At 30.2% G+C, this 23,943-nt stretch carries 20 protein-coding genes and 1 pseudogene; 11 read left to right on the top strand and 10 right to left on the bottom strand.

The window, feature by feature from the left end; genetic code table 11:
- Positions 1-2,064 (top strand): type IA DNA topoisomerase, encoded by a 2,064-nt coding sequence (locus MODO_RS16720; protein ID WP_059051464.1) that lies wholly within the window; start codon positions 1-3, stop codon positions 2,062-2,064.
- Between the two features lie 79 nt (positions 2,065-2,143).
- On the opposite strand, the gene MODO_RS16715 is transcribed toward MODO_RS16720, so the two are convergent.
- Positions 2,144-3,328, bottom strand: a complete 1,185-nt coding sequence (locus MODO_RS16715) for an MFS transporter (protein ID WP_059051462.1) — start codon at positions 3,326-3,328, stop codon at positions 2,144-2,146.
- 139 nt (positions 3,329-3,467) lie between these two features.
- Between MODO_RS16715 and MODO_RS16710 the strand changes: the two genes are divergently transcribed.
- Positions 3,468-4,406, top strand: a complete 939-nt coding sequence (locus tag MODO_RS16710) for a helix-turn-helix domain-containing protein (RefSeq protein WP_059051460.1) — start codon at positions 3,468-3,470, stop codon at positions 4,404-4,406.
- 13 nt (positions 4,407-4,419) lie between these two features.
- Here MODO_RS16710 and MODO_RS16705 read toward each other — a convergent pair whose 3' ends face one another.
- From MODO_RS16705 to MODO_RS16695, 3 genes are all read right to left on the bottom strand, one after another.
- A complete protein-coding gene (locus MODO_RS16705) occupies positions 4,420-4,890 on the bottom strand; it encodes a JAB domain-containing protein (RefSeq protein WP_059051458.1) in 471 nt (156 codons plus the stop codon).
- Between the two features lie 271 nt (positions 4,891-5,161).
- Positions 5,162-7,162, bottom strand: coding sequence for a conjugal transfer protein MobC (gene mobC, locus MODO_RS16700; protein WP_059051457.1), 2,001 nt, complete (start codon positions 7,160-7,162; stop codon positions 5,162-5,164).
- 102 nt (positions 7,163-7,264) lie between these two features.
- Complete coding sequence (locus MODO_RS16695) at positions 7,265-11,662, bottom strand: NACHT domain-containing protein (RefSeq protein ID WP_059051454.1); 4,398 nt, start codon at positions 11,660-11,662, stop codon at positions 7,265-7,267.
- 126 nt (positions 11,663-11,788) lie between these two features.
- Here MODO_RS16695 and MODO_RS16690 point away from each other — a divergent pair, with 126 nt between their 5' ends.
- Both MODO_RS16690 and mobB read left to right on the top strand, forming a co-directional pair.
- Positions 11,789-12,217, top strand: coding sequence for a plasmid mobilization protein (locus MODO_RS16690; protein ID WP_059051451.1), 429 nt, complete (start codon positions 11,789-11,791; stop codon positions 12,215-12,217).
- Positions 12,218-12,220: 3 nt separating this feature from the next.
- Positions 12,221-13,492, top strand: coding sequence for a conjugal transfer protein MobB (gene mobB / locus MODO_RS16685; RefSeq protein WP_059051449.1), 1,272 nt, complete (start codon positions 12,221-12,223; stop codon positions 13,490-13,492).
- A 224-nt stretch (positions 13,493-13,716) separates the two neighbouring features.
- On the opposite strand, the gene MODO_RS16680 is transcribed toward mobB, so the two are convergent.
- From MODO_RS16680 to MODO_RS16670, 3 genes are read right to left on the bottom strand one after another with little or no spacing between them, the layout of a single operon-like run.
- On the bottom strand, positions 13,717-15,753 hold the full coding sequence (locus tag MODO_RS16680; protein ID WP_059051447.1) for an AAA family ATPase: 2,037 nt from the start codon (positions 15,751-15,753) through the stop codon (positions 13,717-13,719).
- Positions 15,740-16,231: a hypothetical protein gene (locus MODO_RS16675; protein WP_059051445.1), complete on the bottom strand. Its 492-nt coding sequence runs from the start codon at positions 16,229-16,231 to the stop codon at positions 15,740-15,742. Before MODO_RS16675 ends, MODO_RS16680 begins: the two co-directional genes overlap by 14 nt.
- Positions 16,231-17,157, bottom strand: a complete 927-nt coding sequence (locus MODO_RS16670) for a hypothetical protein (RefSeq protein WP_059051443.1) — start codon at positions 17,155-17,157, stop codon at positions 16,231-16,233. Before MODO_RS16670 ends, MODO_RS16675 begins: the two co-directional genes overlap by 1 nt.
- Positions 17,158-17,976: 819 nt before the next feature.
- Here MODO_RS16670 and MODO_RS16665 point away from each other — a divergent pair.
- The 4 genes and pseudogenes from MODO_RS16665 to MODO_RS16650 all read left to right on the top strand — a co-directional run bounded on the left by MODO_RS16665 (position 17,977) and on the right by MODO_RS16650 (position 19,973).
- A pseudogene (locus tag MODO_RS16665) lies at positions 17,977-18,745 on the top strand (ParA family protein).
- An 11-nt stretch (positions 18,746-18,756) separates the two neighbouring features.
- Entirely contained in the window at positions 18,757-19,182 is a 426-nt protein-coding gene (locus MODO_RS16660; protein ID WP_059051441.1) for a DUF3408 domain-containing protein, read from the top strand.
- The gene (locus tag MODO_RS16655) at positions 19,182-19,469 is read left to right on the top strand and encodes a DUF3408 domain-containing protein (protein WP_059051439.1); all 288 of its coding nucleotides are present in this window, start codon (positions 19,182-19,184) and stop codon (positions 19,467-19,469) included. Before MODO_RS16660 ends, MODO_RS16655 begins: the two co-directional genes overlap by 1 nt.
- Positions 19,470-19,472: 3 nt before the next feature.
- On the top strand, positions 19,473-19,973 hold the full coding sequence (locus tag MODO_RS16650) for a hypothetical protein (RefSeq protein WP_059051437.1): 501 nt from the start codon (positions 19,473-19,475) through the stop codon (positions 19,971-19,973).
- A 140-nt stretch (positions 19,974-20,113) separates the two neighbouring features.
- On the opposite strand, the gene MODO_RS16645 is transcribed toward MODO_RS16650, so the two are convergent.
- The 3 genes from MODO_RS16645 to MODO_RS16635 form a co-directional block, all read right to left on the bottom strand.
- On the bottom strand, positions 20,114-20,749 hold the full coding sequence (locus tag MODO_RS16645) for an NAD(P)H-binding protein (protein WP_059051435.1): 636 nt from the start codon (positions 20,747-20,749) through the stop codon (positions 20,114-20,116).
- Positions 20,750-20,774: 25 nt separating this feature from the next.
- On the bottom strand, positions 20,775-21,686 hold the full coding sequence (locus MODO_RS16640) for an alpha/beta hydrolase (RefSeq protein ID WP_059051482.1): 912 nt from the start codon (positions 21,684-21,686) through the stop codon (positions 20,775-20,777).
- 106 nt (positions 21,687-21,792) lie between these two features.
- A complete protein-coding gene (locus MODO_RS16635) occupies positions 21,793-22,638 on the bottom strand; it encodes a helix-turn-helix domain-containing protein (protein WP_059051433.1) in 846 nt (281 codons plus the stop codon).
- A 248-nt stretch (positions 22,639-22,886) separates the two neighbouring features.
- Between MODO_RS16635 and MODO_RS16630 the strand changes: the two genes are divergently transcribed.
- From MODO_RS16630 to MODO_RS16620, 3 genes are all read left to right on the top strand, one after another.
- A complete protein-coding gene (locus tag MODO_RS16630) occupies positions 22,887-23,195 on the top strand; it encodes a DUF4134 domain-containing protein (protein ID WP_006263328.1) in 309 nt (102 codons plus the stop codon).
- Between the two features lie 12 nt (positions 23,196-23,207).
- Entirely contained in the window at positions 23,208-23,552 is a 345-nt protein-coding gene (locus tag MODO_RS16625; RefSeq protein WP_059051431.1) for a DUF4133 domain-containing protein, read from the top strand.
- On the top strand, positions 23,536-23,943 hold a 408-nt coding region (locus MODO_RS16620; protein WP_059051429.1), incomplete at its 3' end, for a DUF3875 domain-containing protein. The genes MODO_RS16625 and MODO_RS16620, both read left to right, overlap by 17 nt.

Raw genomic sequence — 23,943 nt, 5'->3', positions numbered from 1 at the left:
ATGATTGTAATTCTTGCAGAAAAACCAAGTGTAGCTAGGGAGATAGCGATGCTTGTTGGAGCTAAAACAAAAAAGGATGGATATATTGAAGGAAACGGTTACTGTGTTACCTGGGCTATTGGACATTTAGTATCGCTGGCTATGCCTGAGGACTATGGTTTTCAGGGTTTTAAAAGAGAAGCTCTGCCAATCTTACCTCGTTCTTATTTGTTACTTCCAAGAAAGATTAAAAAAGGGAACAAATACACTTCAGATCCTGGAGCTTTAAAACAGCTTAAAGTAATTGATACACTCTTTAAAGCGTGTAAGGAGATTATCATAGCCACTGATGCAGGTAGGGAAGGAGAGCTAATCGCTAGATATATTCTTCAATACCTAAACTGTACTAAACCCTTTAAAAGACTTTGGATAAGTTCACTTACTGAAAAAGCTATAAATGTTGGACTTCAAAACCTAAAAGAAGGAAGTGAATTTGATGGGCTTTTTAGAGCGGGACACAGTAGAAGTAGAGCTGATTGGCTTGTTGGGATTAATGCCTCTCAGGCGCTTACCGTATCAATGAATGATTCAGTGTATTCACTCGGTAGAGTACAAACCCCAACGCTCAGTCTCATTTGTAAACGGTATTTAGAGAATATGTCCTTTAAAAAGAAACTGTTCTATCAAATAGAACTTCAACATCAAAAAGAAGGGATCATATTTAAATCATACTCAAATGAAAAGTGGGAAGACAAACAAAAGGCAGAACAAGCGCTCAAACTTATTGAAAAACAAAGTGAGGTTAAAATTGAAAAAGTAGAAACAAAGACAATTAAAGAAGAGTCTCCACTGCTTTTTGATTTAACCTCACTTCAAAAAAGAGCCAATGAACTCTTTGGGTTCTCAGCAGATGAGACTCTTAGTATTGCTCAGAGTTTATATGAAAAGAAGTTCATCACTTATCCGAGAACCTCGAGTAAGTATATTCCAGAGGATTTATGGACTGAAATCCCCAAACTTTTACAAATACTCTCTGATGATAAAAGGTATAGTAATAATCTTTTAAAATTAAAAATAACAAGGCTTAACAAAAAGATTGTTAATGATGTAAAGGTTACCGATCATCACGGACTATTAACCACAGACAGACTTCCTTCAGCTATTAGCAATAAGGAAGAGAGTATTTATCATTTGATTGCGCAACGCGTATGGGAGTCGGTGTCTGAACCTTGTTACAAACAACAAACGGAAGTTAGTTTAAGCGTCTTAGATTATGAGTTTAGTTTTAAATCCATTTCAATTATGGAACTTGGATGGCGAGAGATAAGAAAAGAGTTAGTAAATAATGAAAAAGAGATACTTGCTGATTTACCTGATTTAAAACAAGGCAATAAACTAAAAATAAGAGAAGTCAAAACTCTTGAAAAATCCACACGACCTAAACCTCTTTATACAGAAAGTACACTTCTGTCAGCTATGGAAAATGCTTCTAGAGAAGTAGAAGATAAATCGCTTCAAAGCGTTATAAAAGATACAGGTATTGGAACAGCAGCTACAAGGGCTTCTATTATTGAAACGCTTTTAAAAAGAGAGTATATTACAAGAAAAGCAAAGTCACTTGTTCCAACAGAGAAAGGTCTTAAAGTATATGAGATTGTCAAAGATAAACTTATCTCTGATGTACTGTTAACAGCTAAATGGGAATCTGATTTTAAAGCCATTGAAGAGAATAAAACCAATATGGAAGACTTCCACAGGCAAATTGAAGATTATACCACAGAGATTACAGCAGAGCTCCTATTAATTAGTCAAAACAGTGAAACAGATCATCTATCTTGTCCTAAGTGTAAACAAAATATACTTCAGATAAGAGAAAAGGTGGTTAAATGTTTAGATATAGAATGCGATTGGATATTGTTTAGAGAGATATGCGGAATTAAACTCTCAGTAGATGATATAACAGATTTACTAGAGCATAGAAAGACTAAACTCCTTAAAGGCTTAGTAAGTAAGTCAGGTAATAGCTTTGATGCCTTTATCGTTTTAAAAGAAGATTATACAACTGGTTTTGAATTTAAAAAATAAGTAATCACATGTAAACAAAGTAAAGAAGTTATCTAATCTCTAGATAACTTCTTTTTATTGTACTGTAAATCAGTATGTTTTATAATTGTGATTTTCTATTGAATAATAGTAAGGCTATAATAAGAATTGCTATTGCGCTTATATAAAGTAGACTAGCGCTGTAAAAATAAATTGAACTTGCTAAAATAGGAATTGCAATATTAATTAGAGACTGTAAACTCTGATTAACGCCTTGTATTTTACCTTGATCATTTTCTGATGTTTGTTCTGAGAGGTTAGTCAGGTAAGTAGGTTCAAAAAGCCCTTCACCTAATATTATTAAGATTACTGCTATACTAATTAAGGCAAGAGAATATACATATATACTGCAAACAATACATGTGAAACCAAGTGCCAGAGTAATTAAACCTATTATTGTTACTCTTTTTTGAGGATAAATTTTTATTAGCCAAGGAAGTAGTATACCTCTTGATAAAATTTCAATAATTCCTACTATAGCTAAGAGTATACCTATGTACAAGGTATTTAATGAATAAATGTCTTTTAGAAAAAGTGTCATATTGAATTGAAATACTGTAATTGTTATATAGAACAGTACACCTATTATAAGTAAATTCTTTACTGATTTTATAGACAATGTATTTACTAATAGTTTAAATGGGTTAAGATTGTTTAATTCTAATTTTTGATTTTTCTGCTCAATTGATACTGATTCAGGTAGGAAGAAATAAACTGCTAATGTTGAGATAAACAATAAAAGAGCTGTTAGATAAAAGGGTAAAGCCATAGAGATATTACTTAGAAAGGCTCCTAGAGTAGGCCCTCCAATTTTGCCTATTCCCATAGCGGCACCAATATATCCATACCATTTAGAACGTTCTTCATATTTTGTATTGTCTGATATATAAGCAAATAGTACACTTATATTTCCAGCGGTTAATCCATCTATAATACGGCCTAGAAAAAGTACCCAGAGCGCCCCGCCAATTCCTAAGAAGATATATCCAAGAACTGAACCTAAAAGGCTAATAATAAGAATAGGTTTTCTGCCATATTTATCACTTAATGCACCAAGAATAGGAGCGGCAATAAATGAACATATAGCATATATAGAAAATAAAAATCCCATTCCAAAAACGATTTTCTCAGGCGTTAAATAACTATCTAAAAGAAAGGGAAGAATAGGAATTACAATCGAAAAACCAATTGAATTTAAGGCTACAATTAATATTACTATCCAAAGTTTATTTAGTTTTAATTTCATGTTTAATGATGATTTAATGATGAATGGATTTGTTTGATTTATTTTGACAATCAAACTTCTGGACAAAATTAAATGTTGTTTTTGGAGTAAAATAGTTGTATTATAGCATAAAATAGCTGTATAATTTCAAATTAAGAAGATGACTATAACTGTACCTCGAGTTTTTACTGAGTTGGCTAAGTATTTAGATATACAAATAGAAAAAGGACGTATTGATATTCCTTCTGATAAAGGAGTTGGCTATTGCATTGGTTATTATTTAAATGAAAACATAAGAATACTGATAACGGATTATAAATTAAACAAAGAGATATCGATTAATAATCCAGAATTGTTGTCAGAAAATAAGATTATACTGTTTAAATTTCAGGGAATATTAAGTGATAGTACTTTAGAAGGAAAAGTAAAAGATATTCCACGTGTATTAATAGCAACAAGTAGAATAAATACAGAAGATACAATTGTAATTGATTGTGATAGCTCAATAAATATTGAAATAGATGCCAACTATTTAAAAAATCAATTGGGAAGAGAAGAGCATTCACCTATTATTAAAGGACTACTTGAAAACAATCAGCCTTTGCTCTTTGAACAATTATTGTATCCTGATCTTAGTATTATACTAAAGGAGATTATGGATTCAAGTGTATATGAAAGCTTTGAGTTATTTTATTTAAAAATCAAAGCAGAGCAAATTATCTGTAGTTTATTATATCAACTTGAAAAGAGAGATAATAGATATTTATATGCTTTAAATAATCATGATATTCAAACTATTTACAATATCAGAGATTTGATTCTAAAGGATCTCACTCGAGCTCCTCAATTGAAGGAATTGGTGGAGATATCTAATATGAGTTTATCAAAGTTACAACGTTTGTTTAAACAAGTTTTTGGTAGTACATTGTTTAATTATTACCAGGAGTTCCGTATTAAAGAAGCTGCTCGCTTATTAAAAGAGGAAAAGCTTTCAGTGTCAGAGGTAGGTTATTATTTAGGCTTTACTAATTTGAGTCATTTTTCACAAGTTTTTGAAAAACACATAGGAGTAAAGCCAAAGAAATACACTATGTTGTAATTAAATGAAAGCGTCATAAGACGCCTTCATCTGCAAAAGAGTAATAACTCTCAGGTGTTATTATTAAATGATCTAAAAGAGCAATATCAAGCAATTGACTTGCTTGTTTAATCTTAGCTGTTATCTGCTTATCAGCTTCACTTGGTTGTAATTTCCCAGAGGGGTGATTGTGTACTAGGATGCAAGCCGTGCTCTTAGATTTTAGTAAGGCAGCGAATAGCAATCTCACATCTACAACTGTACCGGTAATACCACCTGATGACATTTCATAAACTCCAAGTACTCTATTGTTATTAGAAAGCATAAGTACTTTGAATTGTTCAAGTAGTTCTATCTTATCTAGATTCCACGCTTCTAATGCTACTTTAAAAGCGCTATATGATGAATCAATTAGTGGTCTTTCAGACGCTTTAATTTTTGTTCTGTAGATTAGTTCAACTTCTGATGCTACTAACCAATTGCTTTTTAAAACTGTAGTTTCCATAATATTATATTTTTTAAATTAATTATGGAGCAGCTATAGGTAAAGCTTAAGCAAGCTCAAAAAGCAACGCAATAAAGCGAAGACAAGGTCAAGCATTTATGGGGGAATTTTTTGGCTAGCGAACCGCGAGGCCTTACCTAGCTTAGTGAGGTAATTGATAAAAAATAAAAACACCAACTACTGTTATAACTATAAAACACCAACCATCATTGTAATCTTAAGACCAAAGTGTACGTCAAAAATACTGGCACAAATTGAAACGAAATACTTATCACTTCTTATTAATCAAATGAACCAATTCAGAATCGTTTTGAATGCGTTTTAGCTCTGATTCAATAATTGATTCAATATCAAGTTTAACTTGTCTGTAATTAGCTTGAATCGTTTCATCTAAGGTATTATTTCCCTTAGCATCTAAGAAAGAAGTTATCTGAGGTATCTTTTGGTAGCCTTTCATTTCTTTAGAAACTTTGTCATTATCAACCACTATCTCTGAGTGAAATATCTTTTGTTCTATACGCTCATCAAAGTTATCAGATACAGCCCCTACAAACATTCCTTGGGTAAGAGTGGCTATTTTAGATGCAGGAATAAGGGTATCAAGCTGGGTAGAGAAGGAGGTAGAGCGGTCGTTTCTATTAATGGATATGCTTTGTCGTTTTTGAAGGATTTTACCAAAGCGTTCTGATAAGGCTTTCGCAGTATCTCCAACAACTTGACCTGAGAAGATATTCCCAACGGTGTTTTGAATTACCTTACTTTCTTTATCTCCGTAATCTCTATTAAGCTGTGAGAAATCTTGAAACCCTAAACACACCGCTACTTTATTGCTACGAGCTGTAGCAATAAGGTTATCAAGTCCTCTAAAGTAAATGGTTGGTAATTCATCTATGATGACAGAACTTTTAAGCTGTCCCTTTTTATTGATTAGTTTTACAATACGTGAGTTATAAAGTCCAAGTGCCGCAGAATATATATTTTGACGATCAGGATTGTTACCTACACATAGTATTTTAGGTGCTGCTGGATTATTGATATCCAACGTAAAATCATCTCCTGTCATTACCCAATACAGCGATGGAGATATCATACGAGATAGCGGTATTTTAGCAGAAGCTATTTGCCCTTGTAACTGATCCTGCGCTCCACCTTCCCAAGCATCCATAAAAGGGGATAGGTAATTTTCTAAATCAGAATAAGAGGTAAGTATGGTAAACACATCTGCATATTTTTTATTAAGTAGCTCAATAGCATGAGGAAAAGTGCAGTATTTTCCATTTTGGTAAAGCTTTAAAAACCATATAATAGCAGCCAGTAAAATAATAGGCGACTCTACAAAGAAATCCCCTTGTTTTTGTATCCAGGAGCGGTTTAGATTCAGCATGATCGTATAAGCTGATTCATAAGCATCAGATATATCTGTCATAAAAGACGGATTAATCGGATTGCAGCGATGACTCTGACTTGGATCATCAAAGTTTATGACATAAAACTTAGGTGCAATAGCGTATTTATCTTTGTGAAGTAATAGATGATTATAAGCGATGGTTGATAAATCATCGAATTTAAAATCATAGATATACATGGAGAATCCTTTTTCAATTTGTTGCTTGATAAAGCTATTTACCACAGCATAAGATTTACCTGAACCAGGAGTTCCAAGCACAATAGTTGCCCTAAATGGATTAACAATGTTTATCCAACCATTATTCCATTTTCCTTTGTAGTAGAATCTTGAAGGTAGGTTTACGGAGTATTCATTTTCAATAAACTTGGTCTCCTGCATAAAACTTTCGTTTTCAAAATTGAATACATCTTGCATAAGGTTATCGTTTAGTAGCCTACTAATCCAAGCTCCGGATACAAGAAGTAAAATATAACCTAAAAAGGTACTTGATATATAAAGAACAGCGCTCCAAGAGTAGTTAAAATCAAGTAAGAAGAAATTGAAAAAGAACAAATTAACACCAACTGTAAAAACAAGAGTTATTTTAGAAACGGTTATCTTTTCATGTTTTACGCCTTTGCCTCCCCACAGGCTTAAAGAGAGTAAAACCAAACAAAAGAGTTTAGTATAAAGTAAATGAGAAAACAGTCCTGCTGTTTGATTAAAGTTGACCAGTATTCTATCTACAACTCTGTGTGTTATTCCAATACTTAAAAAGAAAGAATAACAGTACCAGTATAGGTGCATAAGTATTATTATAATACTTACTGCTCGTATAAATGCTAAGATTTTAGCAAGCGCTTTTAAATCGTCTTCTGATTGCATAATTTTAGAATATTAAGGTTAACTATTAAAATAATTATAGTAAAACCTTAATATTCTTTATTGGCCTTGCGTGGTTGTTTTAGGCTCTTGTGCGGATATTAATTATTTTAAAGCTTCAATTGCATCATTAGCAGTGCGTCTTAGATATTTATGAGTTAACATATTATCAAAAATATTTAAAGCTTTATCTATAAGGATATAATCTTTATCAACTTCAGAAACAAGTTTACTATAAATACTAAGAATTAATTGAATAGGCTCTCTATTGTAATGATATGTCTCGTGAACATCTGGTGTAATTCTGAAATCTATATTTTCAACAAGAAACAGGGTTTCTATTGCGTTTATATTTGAACATTTTATTAGGTATTCGATAAAATAATTTGGGCGTTTTCTACAAAGTAAAGAAGAAGAGTATTCGTTTAAAAATGGAACTAATTCTTCAAAATTTTTAGTTTTGAACTTTCTTAGAATTATTGAAGCATATTCCAATGCAATATCATCATCCTTTTCTGTCAAAAATTCAAAAAGAATAGTTAATGCTTTATTATTAATTTTTTTGTTATCAATTAAAAATTTTTCAGCAACATGAAGAGCGCATAATTTTGCACTTTTTCCAGTGTTTATGAATTTATTATAGAGTTCTTTATGAGGATCTAAATCATGTAGCCAACTAGTGATCATTGGATAACATTCTTTGTGTATTTCTTTGGCTTCTAATATTCTATTAAAATAGAAGCCTAGTTCTGTATGATATTTAAAGTTAAAGTATTGAGCTGATTTTATAGAATGTTTAAGAATTTCAATATTATTTGTATTGCTTATTTCTTTAAACAAAGCAAATGATTTCTCTATATTTAGGTGATTTAGATAAGCTAATTTAGATATAATTAATGCTTTTATAGAATCACTACATAATGTGTTTTTAATAATTGTCTCTAAGGTGGAAAAAATAATATCCTCAAAAGCTTTATTATCATAACATTCCATTAACCTAGAAATAGCTAAACCTTGAATTGTGCTTTCAGCGTTATTAACTAAATCTGTATTGTTAAGATAAGGATATTCTTTTTCTTTTAGATAGTAGTTTTTATCTATAGAAATGTTTTTCAAGAATATCACAATCTTTACATCTATATTTTTATTTTCAATGAAGTACCTACTATAATAGCATAACATATGTACTTCATATTTAGATAAAGTGGAATTTGTAGTGATGAAATTTAAAAAGAGTTCTTTTATTTTTTCAGGACTATATTTAGCATCAATAAGCCCATTAATTCCTTTTAATGGATATTGCTTAGAAATTTTTATATCATAAAGTATTTCCTGTATGAATACATAAAAGCCTGTAGGGTTTTGACAAACTGCACTGCTAAAGGAATTAGAATGTTCAACAATATTACCTGATAGAAATTCTTTAGATACAAAGCTTTCATTGTATTTATACATGCTATTTTTCCATTGTTTTAAGGACATTTTTTTGTACGCTTTTAATGGTAATGGAGGCTTTACATGTCCTCCTCGACCTATGGAAGAATAATTAGCTACTTTCTCATTAATCTCTCCAAACTTTCTTTTTAATTCATTGTAAGTTCTGTTTAGATTTTTGTTGCTTCTAATGATATCGATGTGGAGTGTTTTTATAAATAAATACTTCTGTTTACCAAAACTTTTAAGATTTAGTTTTTTTATACCATTTGAATCAGTCCAAATCATATAATCATAATAGCTCGAAAAGCCTAATAAAAAGTTATTAATGTAGTCTTTTTGATCTATTTCGAAATATGAATATGTTTTACCAATAAGTAATCTAAGTTCTAATTGTAGATTTTTATCATGTCCTCTAAATGTGTTTTTTGCAATTAATATTAGTAAAAAGTCAAAAACATGATTTTTGTAGATATAGGGATTTGAAGCTAGTTTTTTAGTTAGACTAGCTAATAGTAATACATCATTACTGTCTTTATAGCCTAAAAAGAACTCTTCAAATGATTCTATACTAAGCTCTTGTATATATTTGTCTATATAGAATAGGATTTCTTGATTACTATTGTCTAATATTGAATTACTAGGTTCTTTTATTAAAGAACTTTTATATAGAGGAGAAATTATTTCATTATTGTAGAAATATGGAACTGTGGTATCCATAACTATTTCTTGATAGATACTGAATAATAAATCAAAAGTTTTTTTAGGGTTTTTATTGAAAAAATCTTTAATTATATCTGCTAAATGACTATTTAAAGAATTATATGATACTTTTTTAAGGTTATCAATAATAGGTTTTTTTAACATTTGAATGCCATAATCTTCCCAATGGATAAATATCTTTTCTAAGACATTATAGTAACTAAAGTTATCTTCTTTCTTATTAGATTCTTCAGCATAAGGAATATATTTTTCAAAATAGTTTAGTAACCTCTTATCTTCCCAATTAGAATTAAAAGATATTAAACCTGAGATGAAATTTTCTTTATTGTCAAATATCTTAGAAGATAAGTAGTCTAGAATTAATATTGGATCATAATCTATGTTGTTTATAAATAATGACCAGTTGTGATTTGCATATTTATTTTTAATAAAATTATATTTAATTTCATCGTCATAATCAGCACTATTTATTGAAAATTTTTTAAAAGGAAGATCTTCTGAAATTAAGAATTCTACCCAATCAATTGAGTATGTTGAATTAAAAAAGATGTCTTCAAAGTCCTCATTTCCTATTATAATATCTTTAAGTATTTTTTTTTCTTCTATTGAAGGTTTTTTAATACTACCAAGATTGGCAATTATTAAGGATTTTACATGGAATCTATATTTGTTAGAGTTTAGAATGTTAGATATAGTTTTTATGTATTTAGGAAGATTATAGTCCCTTTGGTAATCAATGACCATTTTAAGAACTGACCTTACATAAAGACTCTGTCTATTTTCAAGAATATAGTCTTCAAGTTTTTTCCCTTTTTCAACAAACCATTTTGCAAATGAATATTCATAGAATGTTTGATGTGAAAATTGAATCTCATTATCATATTCAACTAGTAGATTGTTTGATTTCAAGTATGCTATTTCTTTGTAGAAATCATCCTCGTATATATTACCCACAGATATTTTCTGTTCTTTATACATTCTTTGAGCAACTTTATTAATTACCTTTTTTAGCTTTAGTTCACTCATTGGAGAAATGTATTTTTTCCATAACTGATCATATAGATCTTTTAGAGTAAAGATAGACTCTAGATTGATAGTTGGCTGGTTATGAAAAATTCGACAATAAATATCTAAGTGATTAGGTGTTCTTAATAATACGATAGTTTTGTCATTAGGTTTGGATATTTCGAAATAAGATAACGTTTCTATGACATCTTTAATTGGAAGTAATTTTACGTCTAATTTTTTATAGTTTTGTGAGTTATACTTATTTAATTCAGCATCATATTGTAAATCAAAAGTGCGACAAGATATTATAACTTTAACATGTGGAAATTGTTGTAATTTAAACACAAGCTTGTTATATGTCTCAATGAATTCTCTATTAGAAGAAAGAGATAATGATAATGCATCTATTTGATCTATTAATATGACTAATGGTTCTTTCGCTTCTAAGCTAGAAGTTAAAAGATTATCAAATGTAAAATTATTATCAAATAGTTTTATTTCTAATTCATTAAGTGATGTACAATAATATTTATCTGCTTTTATTCCTAGTATGTAGTTTTCCTTTATACTCAGTTGATGATAAACATCTTTAAGAATGCCAGATTTTCCGGTTCCTTTGTCACCTGTTAATATTAAAACGTTATTTTGATTGTTTGCTAGATCTGTTTCTATCCAATTGATAATTTCTGTTGTTTCACTTCTTGTAATATGGGTTTTTATGTTGTCTTCAATATGATTTTTTACTTGTAAAAGTGCATAAGATGTATTTTTTAGTTCTGATTTTAGATCAAAATTATTATGCATAAGAGTAGCTTTACCAGCTACTAATTGATGGATTTTATCTATTTTATTTTTTTGATCTAACTCAAATACAGTATTATATAAACGATGTTCTCGCAGAAGATCTATTAATGTGCGACTATCTACTAACTGAATAAAGTTAGGTGATAGATTATATTTTTGTTCACTAGCTTTCTTCCATTGACTCCACCATTTAGATTCATTAATATCTAATAGTACATTAACACATAAAGTCCAACTTTTAGGAGTATATTTCTCTGATTGTAATGCAGTTTTAAAAGAACTCTTAATTTGATTTTTTTGAGAAGTATTAATCCTTCCCAAACTAAAAAATTTGCATTGTATTACATCGATTTCTTCTATTCCGATTTCTCCAATATGTACGTCTATTCCTTCATCCCCAGGATTTGGATCTATAGCTCTTACTGTTTTATTTGGATTTATTTTTTTGAACAAGCTTTCACAAATTTTTTCAAATTTTGTTCTAGCTCCTTCAAACTCATTATTTATAAATAAACTAACCCATTCTTTATCCATACCCTTTGTATAAAAACACTTTTCATAAAAGTAGTATTATTAAATTCCAAATACAACCACTTAAAGTCATTAGAAGTTTAGCAGTAGAGGTAATGCTTATTTTGATACTGACCAAAATAAGACACTATGCAAAACACAAATAAGAACAAAGGAGGAAGAAAGATAAAATCTAATCCTAAAAAATATAGACATGTTTTCAGACTCACTGAATCTGAAAACAAACAGTTGCTTGCTTTGTTTACATTATCAGGACAGACAAACAAAGCAAGCTTTCTTGTTTCTATGCTTTTAGACAGACAAATTAAAACAGTGAAAGTAGATGTTGCCGCCTTGCAATATCATGCAACTCTTACCAAACTATTTAATCAGTTTAGAGCAGTAGGGGTGAACTACAACCAGATGGTAAAGCTATGCAACCAGTACTTCTCTGAAAATAGAGTAAAACGTTCTATTTCAAAACTTGAAGAATATACCAAGGACTTATCAAAACTTTGCTATTACATTATCAAACTAACCAAAGAGTTTGAAGACAAGCATCTTAACACTAACCTATAAGTTATGATTGCAAAGATTGGTAAAGGAAGTAATCTTATAGGAGCTTTGTCCTACAATCAATTAAAAGTTGAGAAAGGACAAGGGACTGTTTTATCAACAAACAACCTACCTGACCCCAGTATGACTTCAAACTACACCACTCAGCTTTACAAACACTTTGAACCCTATTTACTTTTAAATAACAAGACAGAAAAGATTGTAAGGCATATTTCTTTAAATCCAAATCCTAATGATAAATTATCAGATGACACCTTAGGCGAAATAGCTAAGCAGTATATGGAACATATGGGCTATACAAATCAGCCTTATATTGTCTATAAGCACAGTGATATAGAAAGAGAACACATCCATATCGTTACAGTTTGTACAGATTTACAAGGAAAGAAAATTGACGATAAATACGATCATCTAAAATCAATGAAAGCTTGTCGTCAAATTGAAAAACAGTTTAACCTAACTTCTTCAGTTAATCAGACACTCAAAGAATCTAAACAAATCCAATTTACACCAGTTGATCACACCAAACACAATTTAAAAACTCAAATAACCTCAGTTATACGCTATTTACCTAAGTACTATCATTATGATAGTCTAACAAGCTATAATGCTTTATTATCACTCTTTAATATAAGAGCAGAAAAGGTTGAAGCAACTTATAATGAACAACTAAAACAAGGTTTAGTTTATTTTGCAATAAACGAAATAGGGGAGAAGGTCAGTAATCCTTTTAAGGCTTCACTGTTTGGAAAAAAGGCAAGCTATCAAAAGCTTGAAAGCCACTTTAAATCTTCAAGAGAAAAACTAAGAACCTCATCAAGTAAAACTAATCTAAAACAAACCATTGAAGTAGCTCTAAACACAACAAGCTCATTACAAGAATTTAAAGAAGAACTTTTAAATCATGGAATAAACGTCGTTATCTTCCAAAACAAAGACAATCGAATCTATGGTGTAACTTTTATCGATCATAACTCAAAAAGTATCTATAAAGGCTCTGATTTAAGTAAAGAGCTGTCTGCTAATAGGCTGAATGAGAAATGGAATGACACAGAAGATCGTACCAAGTCAACTTTAACACCTTTTCAACAGACTAAAACAAATAAACCTATTGAAATACATCCCATATTTGAGTACTTGTATTCTGAGAGTACCAATTTTAATAATGAAGAGTTTGTACCATTATTTAATCTTTTAAGTAATAACCAAGAAATAGATTATGAAGAGTTAATTTTTGAAAAAAGCATAAAAAACATAAAGAAAAAAGGAACTTTGTAAAACCTTTCCTTGAATTAAATATAAAAACCTACATATTATTTTTAGTTGTAGGTTTTTATATCTATTAAAAGAGAAAGATTAGAATACAGTTTGTATATCTTATAGATACCCTAAGTACTCAACATTATGTAAGGAATATTCCTATAATTACTTTCAACGGATTTTTAAATTTAATCGATCTAAACTAGAAGAATTGAATTTCGTAAGTTAATATTTGTACCTTTTTATTTAGTTGGAGTTATCATTAATTGTTCAATTTTGTTGTATTTGAAAGCTAATCCTTCTGTTGCTTCATCAAACGATGTATCTGAGTTTTCGAAAGATGCAAATACTAAAATTTGTTCATTAGTAAATTTTGAAAGTTCAGTTAACAAACTTCTAAAACTTTCTTTTGACATATCTTGCTGTTTCGGTTCATCAAATATCACAAGCCTTGGATGATTAGTTTTAAAACTTATGGAAGTTTTAAGCAAAGCAGTTGTGTAAGCCCAAATACATCTTATAAAGTCACTCGCAGATGAATCAAACTTTATATTATAGAATTGTTCCGCATCACTTTTTTGAGCTAGTGGTAAGTAAGTTTCGGGAGAAATTTTAATGGCTTCAAATGGCTTGCTCTGATATGAGAAAATTTGTAAATAGTTTATGAAATTTGTTTTTAAAGTATCAAGTTTTCGTCTGTCTAAATCTGAAAAGAAATCTTTTGGTAACTTACTTTCATCACTTAATAGTTTTGAATATTCAGAAGATAAGTCCTTTAATTCTTCAATTAATAAATTAAAATTTTCAATTATTTTGTTAAAAAACTCTACTCTTTTTTTTAACTCAATTCTTCTTTCTATTTCAATGATAGATGGTAATCTTTCATCTTGAATAAGCTCCTTTTTTAGATCTCTAATTTCTTGGCGAACTTCAATAATAGAATTTTGATAGAACTTTAATTTTGATTCTTTTTCTTGAATAGTATTCTTTTGACCATCAATATATACTTGTATCATTTTTTCTTGTGCATCTAGATAATAAATATTATCCTCAATTCTCATAGGAATGTGTTGGATGTCTGTTGGTAAAAGGGAGTCTTTTAAATCTTGTTCACAAGTAGGACACACATTTTTCGCGATTTCAGTAGGTAATTCACCCCCTAATTTATTAATTTTTAGAGCACCTTTATTTTTTCTTAAATCTTCTCGAATAGTGATTATTTGTTTCTCGTATTGCTTAAGTTTTTCTTTGTCAAAATTTAATTCAGGTGACAATAAATCAAAATTTAAAGAAATTTGATTTAGTTTATTATTCAATTCATTAAGCCGCGTTTCATTTTTATTTATATTCGAACCAACTGTTGTGTTTTGTTCGTTTTCAACTGCTGATAATTCACTTTTTTGAATTTCATTTTGTTCAACCAAACTTATTGATTTATCATCTTTTATTACTAAAATATGAATATGATTAAAATTGTTTTTTATTTCAGGTTTATTATCTATTCCTATAATTTTACCACCACTTCTTTCAGCTAAGTTTTGAAATTTTGAATATAAATTCAACCATCTATTATTAATGTTTTGCTTTATAACATTAAGTTGTTGTTTTTTCTTTTCGTTTTCAAATACATCAAGGTTAAGTAAAAACTCAATAACTCTTTGTTCCGTATTTCTCATGCCAAAATAAGGCATTGTTGCAAAAAAATCGCTCCAACCAGTTTTTTGTTCAATGATAAATGCAGGTGCAAGTTGTTGAATATATAATTTTTTTAACTCTCCATTAGATGTTACAACTTCTGGTAGACTTATTTCAAGAAATTCTGTCAAGTATAAGTGAAATCCGTAAAGTTCATCCGATGCAGAACCTGCATCATGTACGTACATTTGATGTGATTCTAAAGTTTTATTTACACCAGTAATTAATCCGCCAAAATAAACATCAACTAATTGTGCTTTTCTTGATGAACTAGCAATACATCGTTTAATTGTAATTATTTCTTTATTTTCAATTTCAAGATAGATAAAAGATTGATTAATACGATGCTTAGTTCCTCTTGGAAACTCTACCTGATCTTTAAGAACGGATTGCATTGTCTTTTCATTTTTACCTCCAAGAAGTTCTTCAAATCCTAAACCATATATTATTGACTGAAACAAACTACTCTTTCCAGTTGTGTTGTCTCCTCGTATAATATTTAATCCATCAGAAAAATTAAATTCTGCACCATATAAACCGTCAACAGTATTAATTTCAATTTTAATAGCTCTAATCTTCAACATAATCTATTTTCCATTGGTTTGACATTGCATTAATTCGTCTATCTGTTATTTTACTTTTACCAATAAAGTTCAGGAATATTTTCTCCTTATCAAAAAGTTCATTATCAGAGTGTATCATTTGATAAAATTTATGTCCTTTTTCAGTTAATTTATAGTTTTTTCCACCAACAATTTCACATATGTTTTCTGCAATAGCATATTGTAAAGCTCTATTTAATGCAGGATCTATACTCCAAACAGAAAAGTCAGTCTTAAAATTACTTACTACATACTCTTTTAGTTTGGTAATATTCTTGTCAGAAGATAGAGCCCAAGAGAAAAGATGTAATTTTAAAAGATTTGAGGTTTCTGCTCTACAACAAATGCGAAGTGTTAAAACAATTATAGCTATTTTATACATAGGTCTATAATCCGCTGGAATAGGGATGGGGCGCTTCGTAAATGATAACTTTCGTATGTTTAATTCTTTTTCTTCCATTAATCAAAGTTTATAGGGCATCTTAAAATCCAGTCTGCTAAAACTTGTTCTTTTAATCTATCTATAGTAGTCTGGTCTATATAGCTAAATGCTTCTTTTAGTTTTAATTCTAAATCATTCTCAATTTTTTTGTAGAGTGTATTATTATCTTCAGTATTTAAAATACATATTTCAGTTAATTTTTTTTCAAACAAACTAATAACTCTAACAAATTTCTCATAATCTAAAGGAAATTTCTCTTGCATAATTTTAACTGCAATATTACCATTAAGAAAATGTTCAATAGAATTTTGGGTTAATATATTAATTTTGTTATCTTTATTTGGAGCAGCGTCATTAATTCTTTGGCCATGTTTCCTTATCGCATTATCAACAAGAGAAATTTGTTGAGTCTTCCAATCAGCTATTTCAACATCAGTATTTTCTGTTGTGGGATTAATTTCAATTTTTCTGTTTCTATAATTAAGTACTATTGGAATTTCTGTTGCAAAAAAATCAATATCGTAAATTAGAACATCAAAATTGCTATCAAGTATAGAAAGTTTCTTATTGCGGTATTCTTCAGCTTTATCTTGACAATGCTTTACTATATCTTTTTTCTTATATCCTGGAGTAACAAAAATCCATTGTTTAACTTTGACAGATTTTAAATAGCTTTTTAATTCTTTTTCATATATAATTAATTTTTTTAAGTCATTTGTTATCTTATCTCTTTGTTCTTCATACAACTTATCAGGATTATACTCTTCGTTTGGGCAATAACATTGAAATAAAACACCTTTTCTAGTAAATCCTTCAATACCTAAATCTCCTTGCCAAGCAGGCATTTCTTGATACCCATCTGCTTCATATTTTATTTTAAAACATACTTGGCAAAACTCTTCCCAAGAATTTCCATCAAAATTTCCGTGTTCAGTCTTGTACATTTTATATTAATGAATTTAATTTTATAAGTAGTCAATTATATAACTATTTACCTAATTTTATTAAACAAAATCAAACATATAAAAATTTTTGTTAATTCAATTAAGGAAATCAGTAAACCCTTTAATATTTTGAGTCTATCTACTATTTCAACAAAAAACCAACGACTTCGGAGTAGTTTTCCAGCCCTCTGCGAGAGCAAGTAGTTTTGAAAGCTCGAATCTCAATTTCGAGTGCCTCAAAACATAACTTGCTGTTACCTTTTCGGTAACTAAATCCACCAATTTTACTTTGTAAAATCTAAAGTGATTTCATATTAGTAAATCACCTACTATTTGACAATAAAGTGCCAAGAGCAACCTTAAAATTCCATTTAAAGTTTTCAATCTGTATATAAACTTTCTTTGCTGTAAGATAGTAAAGTAAGTTTTGCAATTGTCTTTTAAATAGCGCTTTAAAGCTTTTTTAAAATGATTTTTTAGTAAAAAATTAAAAGTGTAAAGTTTGAAAAACATAAAACTGTTTTTACAGTTTATGTTTTTTAAAGGAACCTGTTTAAAAGGTTGTAAAAAAACGAAGAAGCTAAAGTTTAAAGTAAATATTGTTTTTGCAAAGTAGGAAAAATCGTTTTGTACAAGCCCAGCTTAATGGTAAATAATACCTATTTAAAACACGATGTAAAGTTTTAAACAAGCAAAGCATTAAAACGAGCAAAGCATTAAAACGAGCATCACTTATTTAAAACTACAAATAACGTTTTAAACGATCAAAAACTTACAACTATCCATAACGAAAAATGTAAACCATTAAAAATGTACAATATGGAAACAGTAAAACAACCTTTAAAAATTAGCTTTTATACACAAAAAGGCGGAGTAGGTAAATCTACTTTAACAACACTCTTAGCAAGTCAACTACATTATCGATTAGGCTATAATGTACTTGTCTTAGACTGTGATTTCCCTCAGAACAGTTTAGTTCATATGAGAGAGCGTGATAAGGATAGTATCATGCAAAATGAATATTACAAACAAGTTGCTATTAAGCAGTTTCAGACACTTAAAAAGAAAGCATACTCCATTGTAAAGTGTAAAGCTGATGACGCTTTAGAAATAGCTAAAGAAACAATGAAAGAATTGGATCAAGTCTTTGATATTGTATTTTTTGATTTACCAGGAACGGCTAACACCAAAGGTGTATTATCTACATTAAATAGTATGGATTACATCTTTAGCCCAATTATCGCTGATAGATTAGTTGTGGAAAGTACTTTAGGTTTTACTAAAGCTTTTGGAGAATTACCAAAAAAACAAGCAAAGTTCTGTTAAACAAGAACTCTGGCTTTTCTGGAATCAAGTAGATGGGAGGGAAAAGACTGATTTATATGATAACTATGAAACAGTCATTAATCAATTGAATCTTCCTATTATGACAGCGAGGATAAAAGACAGTAAACGCTTTAGAAAAGAAACAGAAGCTAAAGGCAGGTATGTGTTTCGATCTAGCTTGCTACCTGCTGACACTAATCTTATGAAAACAACTAATCTATCAGCATTTATAGAGGAGTTTTTAACTATTACTAATCTTTAAACTCTCAACCAATGAAAGAGCAAAACACATCCAAACAAGAATCTCAGAAAGAATTAGTAGATGAGGACTATCTAATGAATATTATGAGTGGTGATATAAAAGTAGAGGCTACAACAAAAACCAAAAAGACAACTGAAGTAGAACCTGTAATACAAAAACAAGCATCACAAACAAAAGAGAAAAAAACAAAGAAAGAGACTTCAATTACTAAATATCAAGAACTCTTTTTGATTAATGACTTCCCATCAACAAGAGCAGGGAAGGTTGTTTATATAAGACCTGAGTATCACGAAGTACTACTTCGTATAACGCAATTAGCTAAAGAAGAAAAAACAACGCTTTATTCTTACTTAGACAATATTTTAAAACAGCATTTAAAAGAGTATAGCCAAGAGATTACCCAATATTTTAATGACAAATTTAAACCTATTTTATAATGAGAAAATTCAAACACTTTAGAAAATCTGCTCCAGTACAAGTTACTAAAAGCAAAGAGAATTATGTAGAGACTTTTTTAAAAGAAACATCAACCAGAGCCAGAGATGGTAAAACGGTTTATATAAGGCCTGAGTTTCATGAAAAACTCACTCGTATTATTCAGGTAATAGGAGAAGACAAGGTTTCTATTTATGCTTATTTAGATAATCTATTAGACAACCATTTTGAGGAGTTTTCACAAACGATTGTAGAAGAGTTTAACCAGAAGTATAAACCTATCTTTTAATCTATGGAAATAGTAATAATAATCAGTCTTGTTATTATTATAGCTCTTCTGTTATTAAATAAAACCATTAAACAAGAGAATCCAACTAAGACAGAAGAGCTACCCTTTAAACAAGATAATCCTGTAAGTATTATGGGAGAAAGTAAACCAGTCGTACTAAAGCAATCACTATATCTAACTAAAGAAGATGAACTTGATTTAGAGGAGGAAGAAAAAGAGCTAAGTAATGACTTACAACCTTTAGATAATGAGTTTACAGAGAGAGTAAGTATAGACGAGCTTAGTAGGTTTGTGAACTCTATTGAAGAAGAGTTAATTAGTGATACTACAATCAAAACAGTTAAAAAGATTGAAGGGTCTGATTTACTTAAGTTACTTCAAGAGGCAATGCCAGATTCAGCTCAAACCATAGCAAAACTATTAGACCAATCATTAAGTGTCAAAACACCAAAAAAAGAGGAAATGATAGATAGTGAAGATTTTAATATTAATGATTTTGTGTAAAGAAGAATTATAAAAGGCGTTATAGTAACTAGTACTTAACGCCTTTTATTATCTTTTAGATTTCAAACTCTATGTTATTTAGTTTAGCAAAACCAAGATGTTGTAATGTAAACTAGTTTTAAAATCTATATTCATTAAATTTAATAAAATGCAGGTTTATCTCCATAAACTCCTGGTTTATTGATTCCTATGCTTGATTTTATATCTTTTGCTGGATTTAGGATAATATCAGTTATATAAGTTCCAACAGCTTTTCTAGAAACTTCTGTACCATGAAATTCTTCTCCTTTTTGCGTAGTTTCATAATCTGTTTCATCCTTGTCAGTAAGCCATGATGGACGCACGATTGTATAATCTAAAGCAGACTGTTCTATAATTCTAGTTGCTTTTGCATAGCGTACTAACTCAGACCCAATCATTCGATTATTCCATTCTCCGAATTTTCCTGCAACTTCATTGTAAACACCAAGACAGGTAACAAAAATCAGACGCTTTATACCTTGCTGTACCATTGCTTCACAAATGGCTGTAGCCATCTTGTCTACATCTCCTGCTAGGTTAGCGTATACTATATCTTGGTCTTTAATAGCATGGATCAAATCTTCATTATTTAGTACATCACTGCTGATTAGATTAATATTCTTCCCGTATTGTTTTATTTGGCTAGAATCTCTTGCTAGTAGTGTTAATTCGATATCTTTATTTTCTTGTAGGAAACCAATAACATGCTGTGCAATTGCCCCAGTGGCTCCTAATATTAAAACTTTTGTCTTCATTTTTTTAAAATTTTAAATTAGATAATTACAAGTTTTCTTTGTAAAATGGGATTAGTTTGTCCAATGCAATTTTAACAGGTTCTGGTTTGTCGTATAAATCATAATGAGACCATCCATTAACAACCACTAGTTCCTTCTTTTTTGAAGCGGCACGTCTGATGATTTCAAATCCATCTCTATATGCTCCGAAAGCTCCAGGTTTGCTTCCAACAATAACCAATAAAGGTTGTGTCAATAGTTTTTCTGCTAAATTATAGGCGTCCCAAGTTATAGCTGTTGCGTTATGAGAAAACAAGGTTTTATTCACTCCATTGGTCTTTTCTCCACGTGAAGTACGGTAATATTCCGTAGCTTCTAAGATATCAATATCTGCATGAGCTTCTTTGGCCATCTCATAGGTTGGGTAGAGTCCTTGATCAATTCTTAAGGTTTCTCCTCTTGCTTCAGCGGTTCTTTGAGCTGCGATAGCTTCTAAGTTTGCAATAGGATCTCCAAACTCACGCATTACACGACCATAATTTGCTCCTGTTAGGGTAGCTACAGCTTTGATACGACGTTCTTTCATCGTTGCATTGATGACATATCCACCTGCTCCACAAATGCCTAATGCACCGATACGATTTTCATCTACAAACGGCAAGGTTACTAAATAGTCACAAGCATAGCTGTAATCTTCTACACGAAAAGAAGGATCTTCTAAATATCTTAGATTTCCACCGCTTTCTCCTTGAAAAGAGGCATCTGGAACTAATACTATAAAACCTGCATCAGCAAGTGCTTGACCATAGATATTTCCTGAGGTTTGTTCTTTACAACTACCGATAGGATGCGTACTTATGATTACTGGGTATTTTTTGTTTTCATCAAAATTTGCAGGGAAAAATAAATCTGCTGCGATATCCCAATAAAGGGCCTTAAATTTTATTGTTTTTTTCATCATTCTATTTTTTTATTATGATTTAATATTCAATGAATTAATAGAACAAAGGTAGGCTGAGCTTAAGGCTACATTTGAAAACAAAATACGTTAAAAGTGAAACATTTTACTGATTTCTAAATACTTTAGGTGAAATACCTGTTTTCTTACGAAAGAAACGGGTGAAATAAGTAGGGTATTCAAAACCTAAACTGTAGGCTATTTCATTGATTGATAGTTTAGTTTTTAGTAATTTATTCTTGGCTATTTGTATAATATGTTGATGAATATGCTCTATAGGAGATTGTTCTGTAAAGTGTTTGACAACATCACCGAAATAATTTACTGAAAGATTTGCCTTGGTTGCAAAGTAGGCTACAGTAGGAAAATCTTGTTTATTGTTTGAGTCAAAATATTGATCTAATTGGGTATAAAAATCAGCTACAACTTTATTGTAAATTTTACTACGACCTTCAAATTGACGTTCATAAAAAGTTTGAGTATAAGAAAGAATAAGCGTTGCATATGAAACAAGTACGTCTTGTGAGAAATTATCTCTTTGAAATTCCTCATAGGCTTTTATAAAAAGATCATATAAGATGTCACTTTCTCTTTCTGTAAGATATAGTGCTTCATGGTGGGTATAACCTGTAAAGGTGTAATCTTTAGCAAATTTATCTAACAGTTTTGCATTTACAAAAATACCATAACCATTAAAAGGAGAAGATAAATCCCATTCCATTAAATTCCCTGGTTTGTCAAGAAAAATATAAGAATTTGACATCTCTTGTATAGGTGGATCTACAGCAATGTTCTTTTTTATTGCCATCAGATAAAATTCAAGTTCCACAGGTAAGGATTTTAATAAGATATCTTTATGTTGATCATAATGAATAACTTGTATAGCATCATTTGTCGAACCATTGACATTGATATATTTAAGAAAAGAAGGTATGTTAAATGTTTTATTCACATCAAAAAATCTAATACGTACTAAAATACAAAATTAGTATATACTGTTTATGTATATCGAAACTTTTGACTGTAAAAATGAAACTTTTTACGGATTGACATCCATAAGTTTCATTTTGTTTCTTCATTGCATCTTATCGCCATCTGCAACCCCAAACTTCCACAATCAATCCCTCAAGCTGTTTTCCAAAGACATTTACCCAAGTATCATGTAAAGGGCATGATTATAACTTATTAAATGTCATTCTTATGAAAACAAAAACAATCAAACAAAGGCTATTATTACTATTAGTTGTACTAAGTAGTTTGCCACTCTTAGCTCAAGGAAACGGAGCAGCAGGAATCACAGAAGCAACCCAGATGGTTACTTCTTACTTTGATCCAGCCACTAAACTGATCTACGCTATTGGAGCAGTGGTTGGTCTTATTGGAGGAGTAAAGGTTTATAACAAATTCTCAAGTGGTGATCCCGATACAAGCAAGACAGCAGCAAGCTGGTTTGGAGCTTGTATCTTCTTAATTGTAGCGGCTACTATTCTAAGATCATTTTTCCTTTAAAAGATACTTAATATGAAAAAGTATAGTATCAATAAAGGCATTGGAGCTAGTGTTGAGTTTAAAGGACTCAAGGCTCAGTACCTGTTTTATTTTGCAGGTGGACTATTAGGGAATCTTATTCTAGTTATGGTTTTGTATATGGCAGGGTTAAATAATCTGATTTGTTTAACCCTTGGTCTTGGACTATCAGGCTATCTTGTTTACAAAGTATTTTCAATGAACAAGAAATACGGTCAGTATGGTCTTATGAAGCTTCAAGCTAGAAAATACTTTCCAAGGTATATCATCTCAAGAAAGGATCTTAGAGGGTATTTAAGTAGAAACTTAAAACTAAGACACTATGAGAAATACAGCTAAGACAAATACCCTTGAGCGGATGTTTCCGATTCTCTCAGTTGAGAATAACTGTATTGTCTCTAAACAAGGAGATATCACGGTTTGTTATAAGGTAATCTTACCTGAGATATTTACTATCTCAGATAAGGAGTATGAAACTATTCACAGCGTGTGGCATAAGGCTATTAAAACATTGCCTGAGTTTACTGTGATTCACAAGCAAGATTGGTTTGTAAAAGAAAGCTATGAGGCGGATTTTAAAGATGCAGAGCAAAGCTATCTAAGTAGAAGTTTTGAAAGGCATTTTAATGAGCGTCCCTATCTTAATCACAGCTGTTATCTATTTATTACTAAGACCACTAAAGAGCGAATTAAAAGTCAAAGTAACTTTTCATCACTTACAAGAGGGGAG

It is taken from the genome of Myroides odoratimimus, from assembly GCF_001485415.1.
In the GTDB taxonomy this organism is placed as follows: domain Bacteria; phylum Bacteroidota; class Bacteroidia; order Flavobacteriales; family Flavobacteriaceae; genus Flavobacterium; species Flavobacterium odoratimimum.
This window is presented reverse-complemented; position numbering and strand designations above follow the sequence as displayed.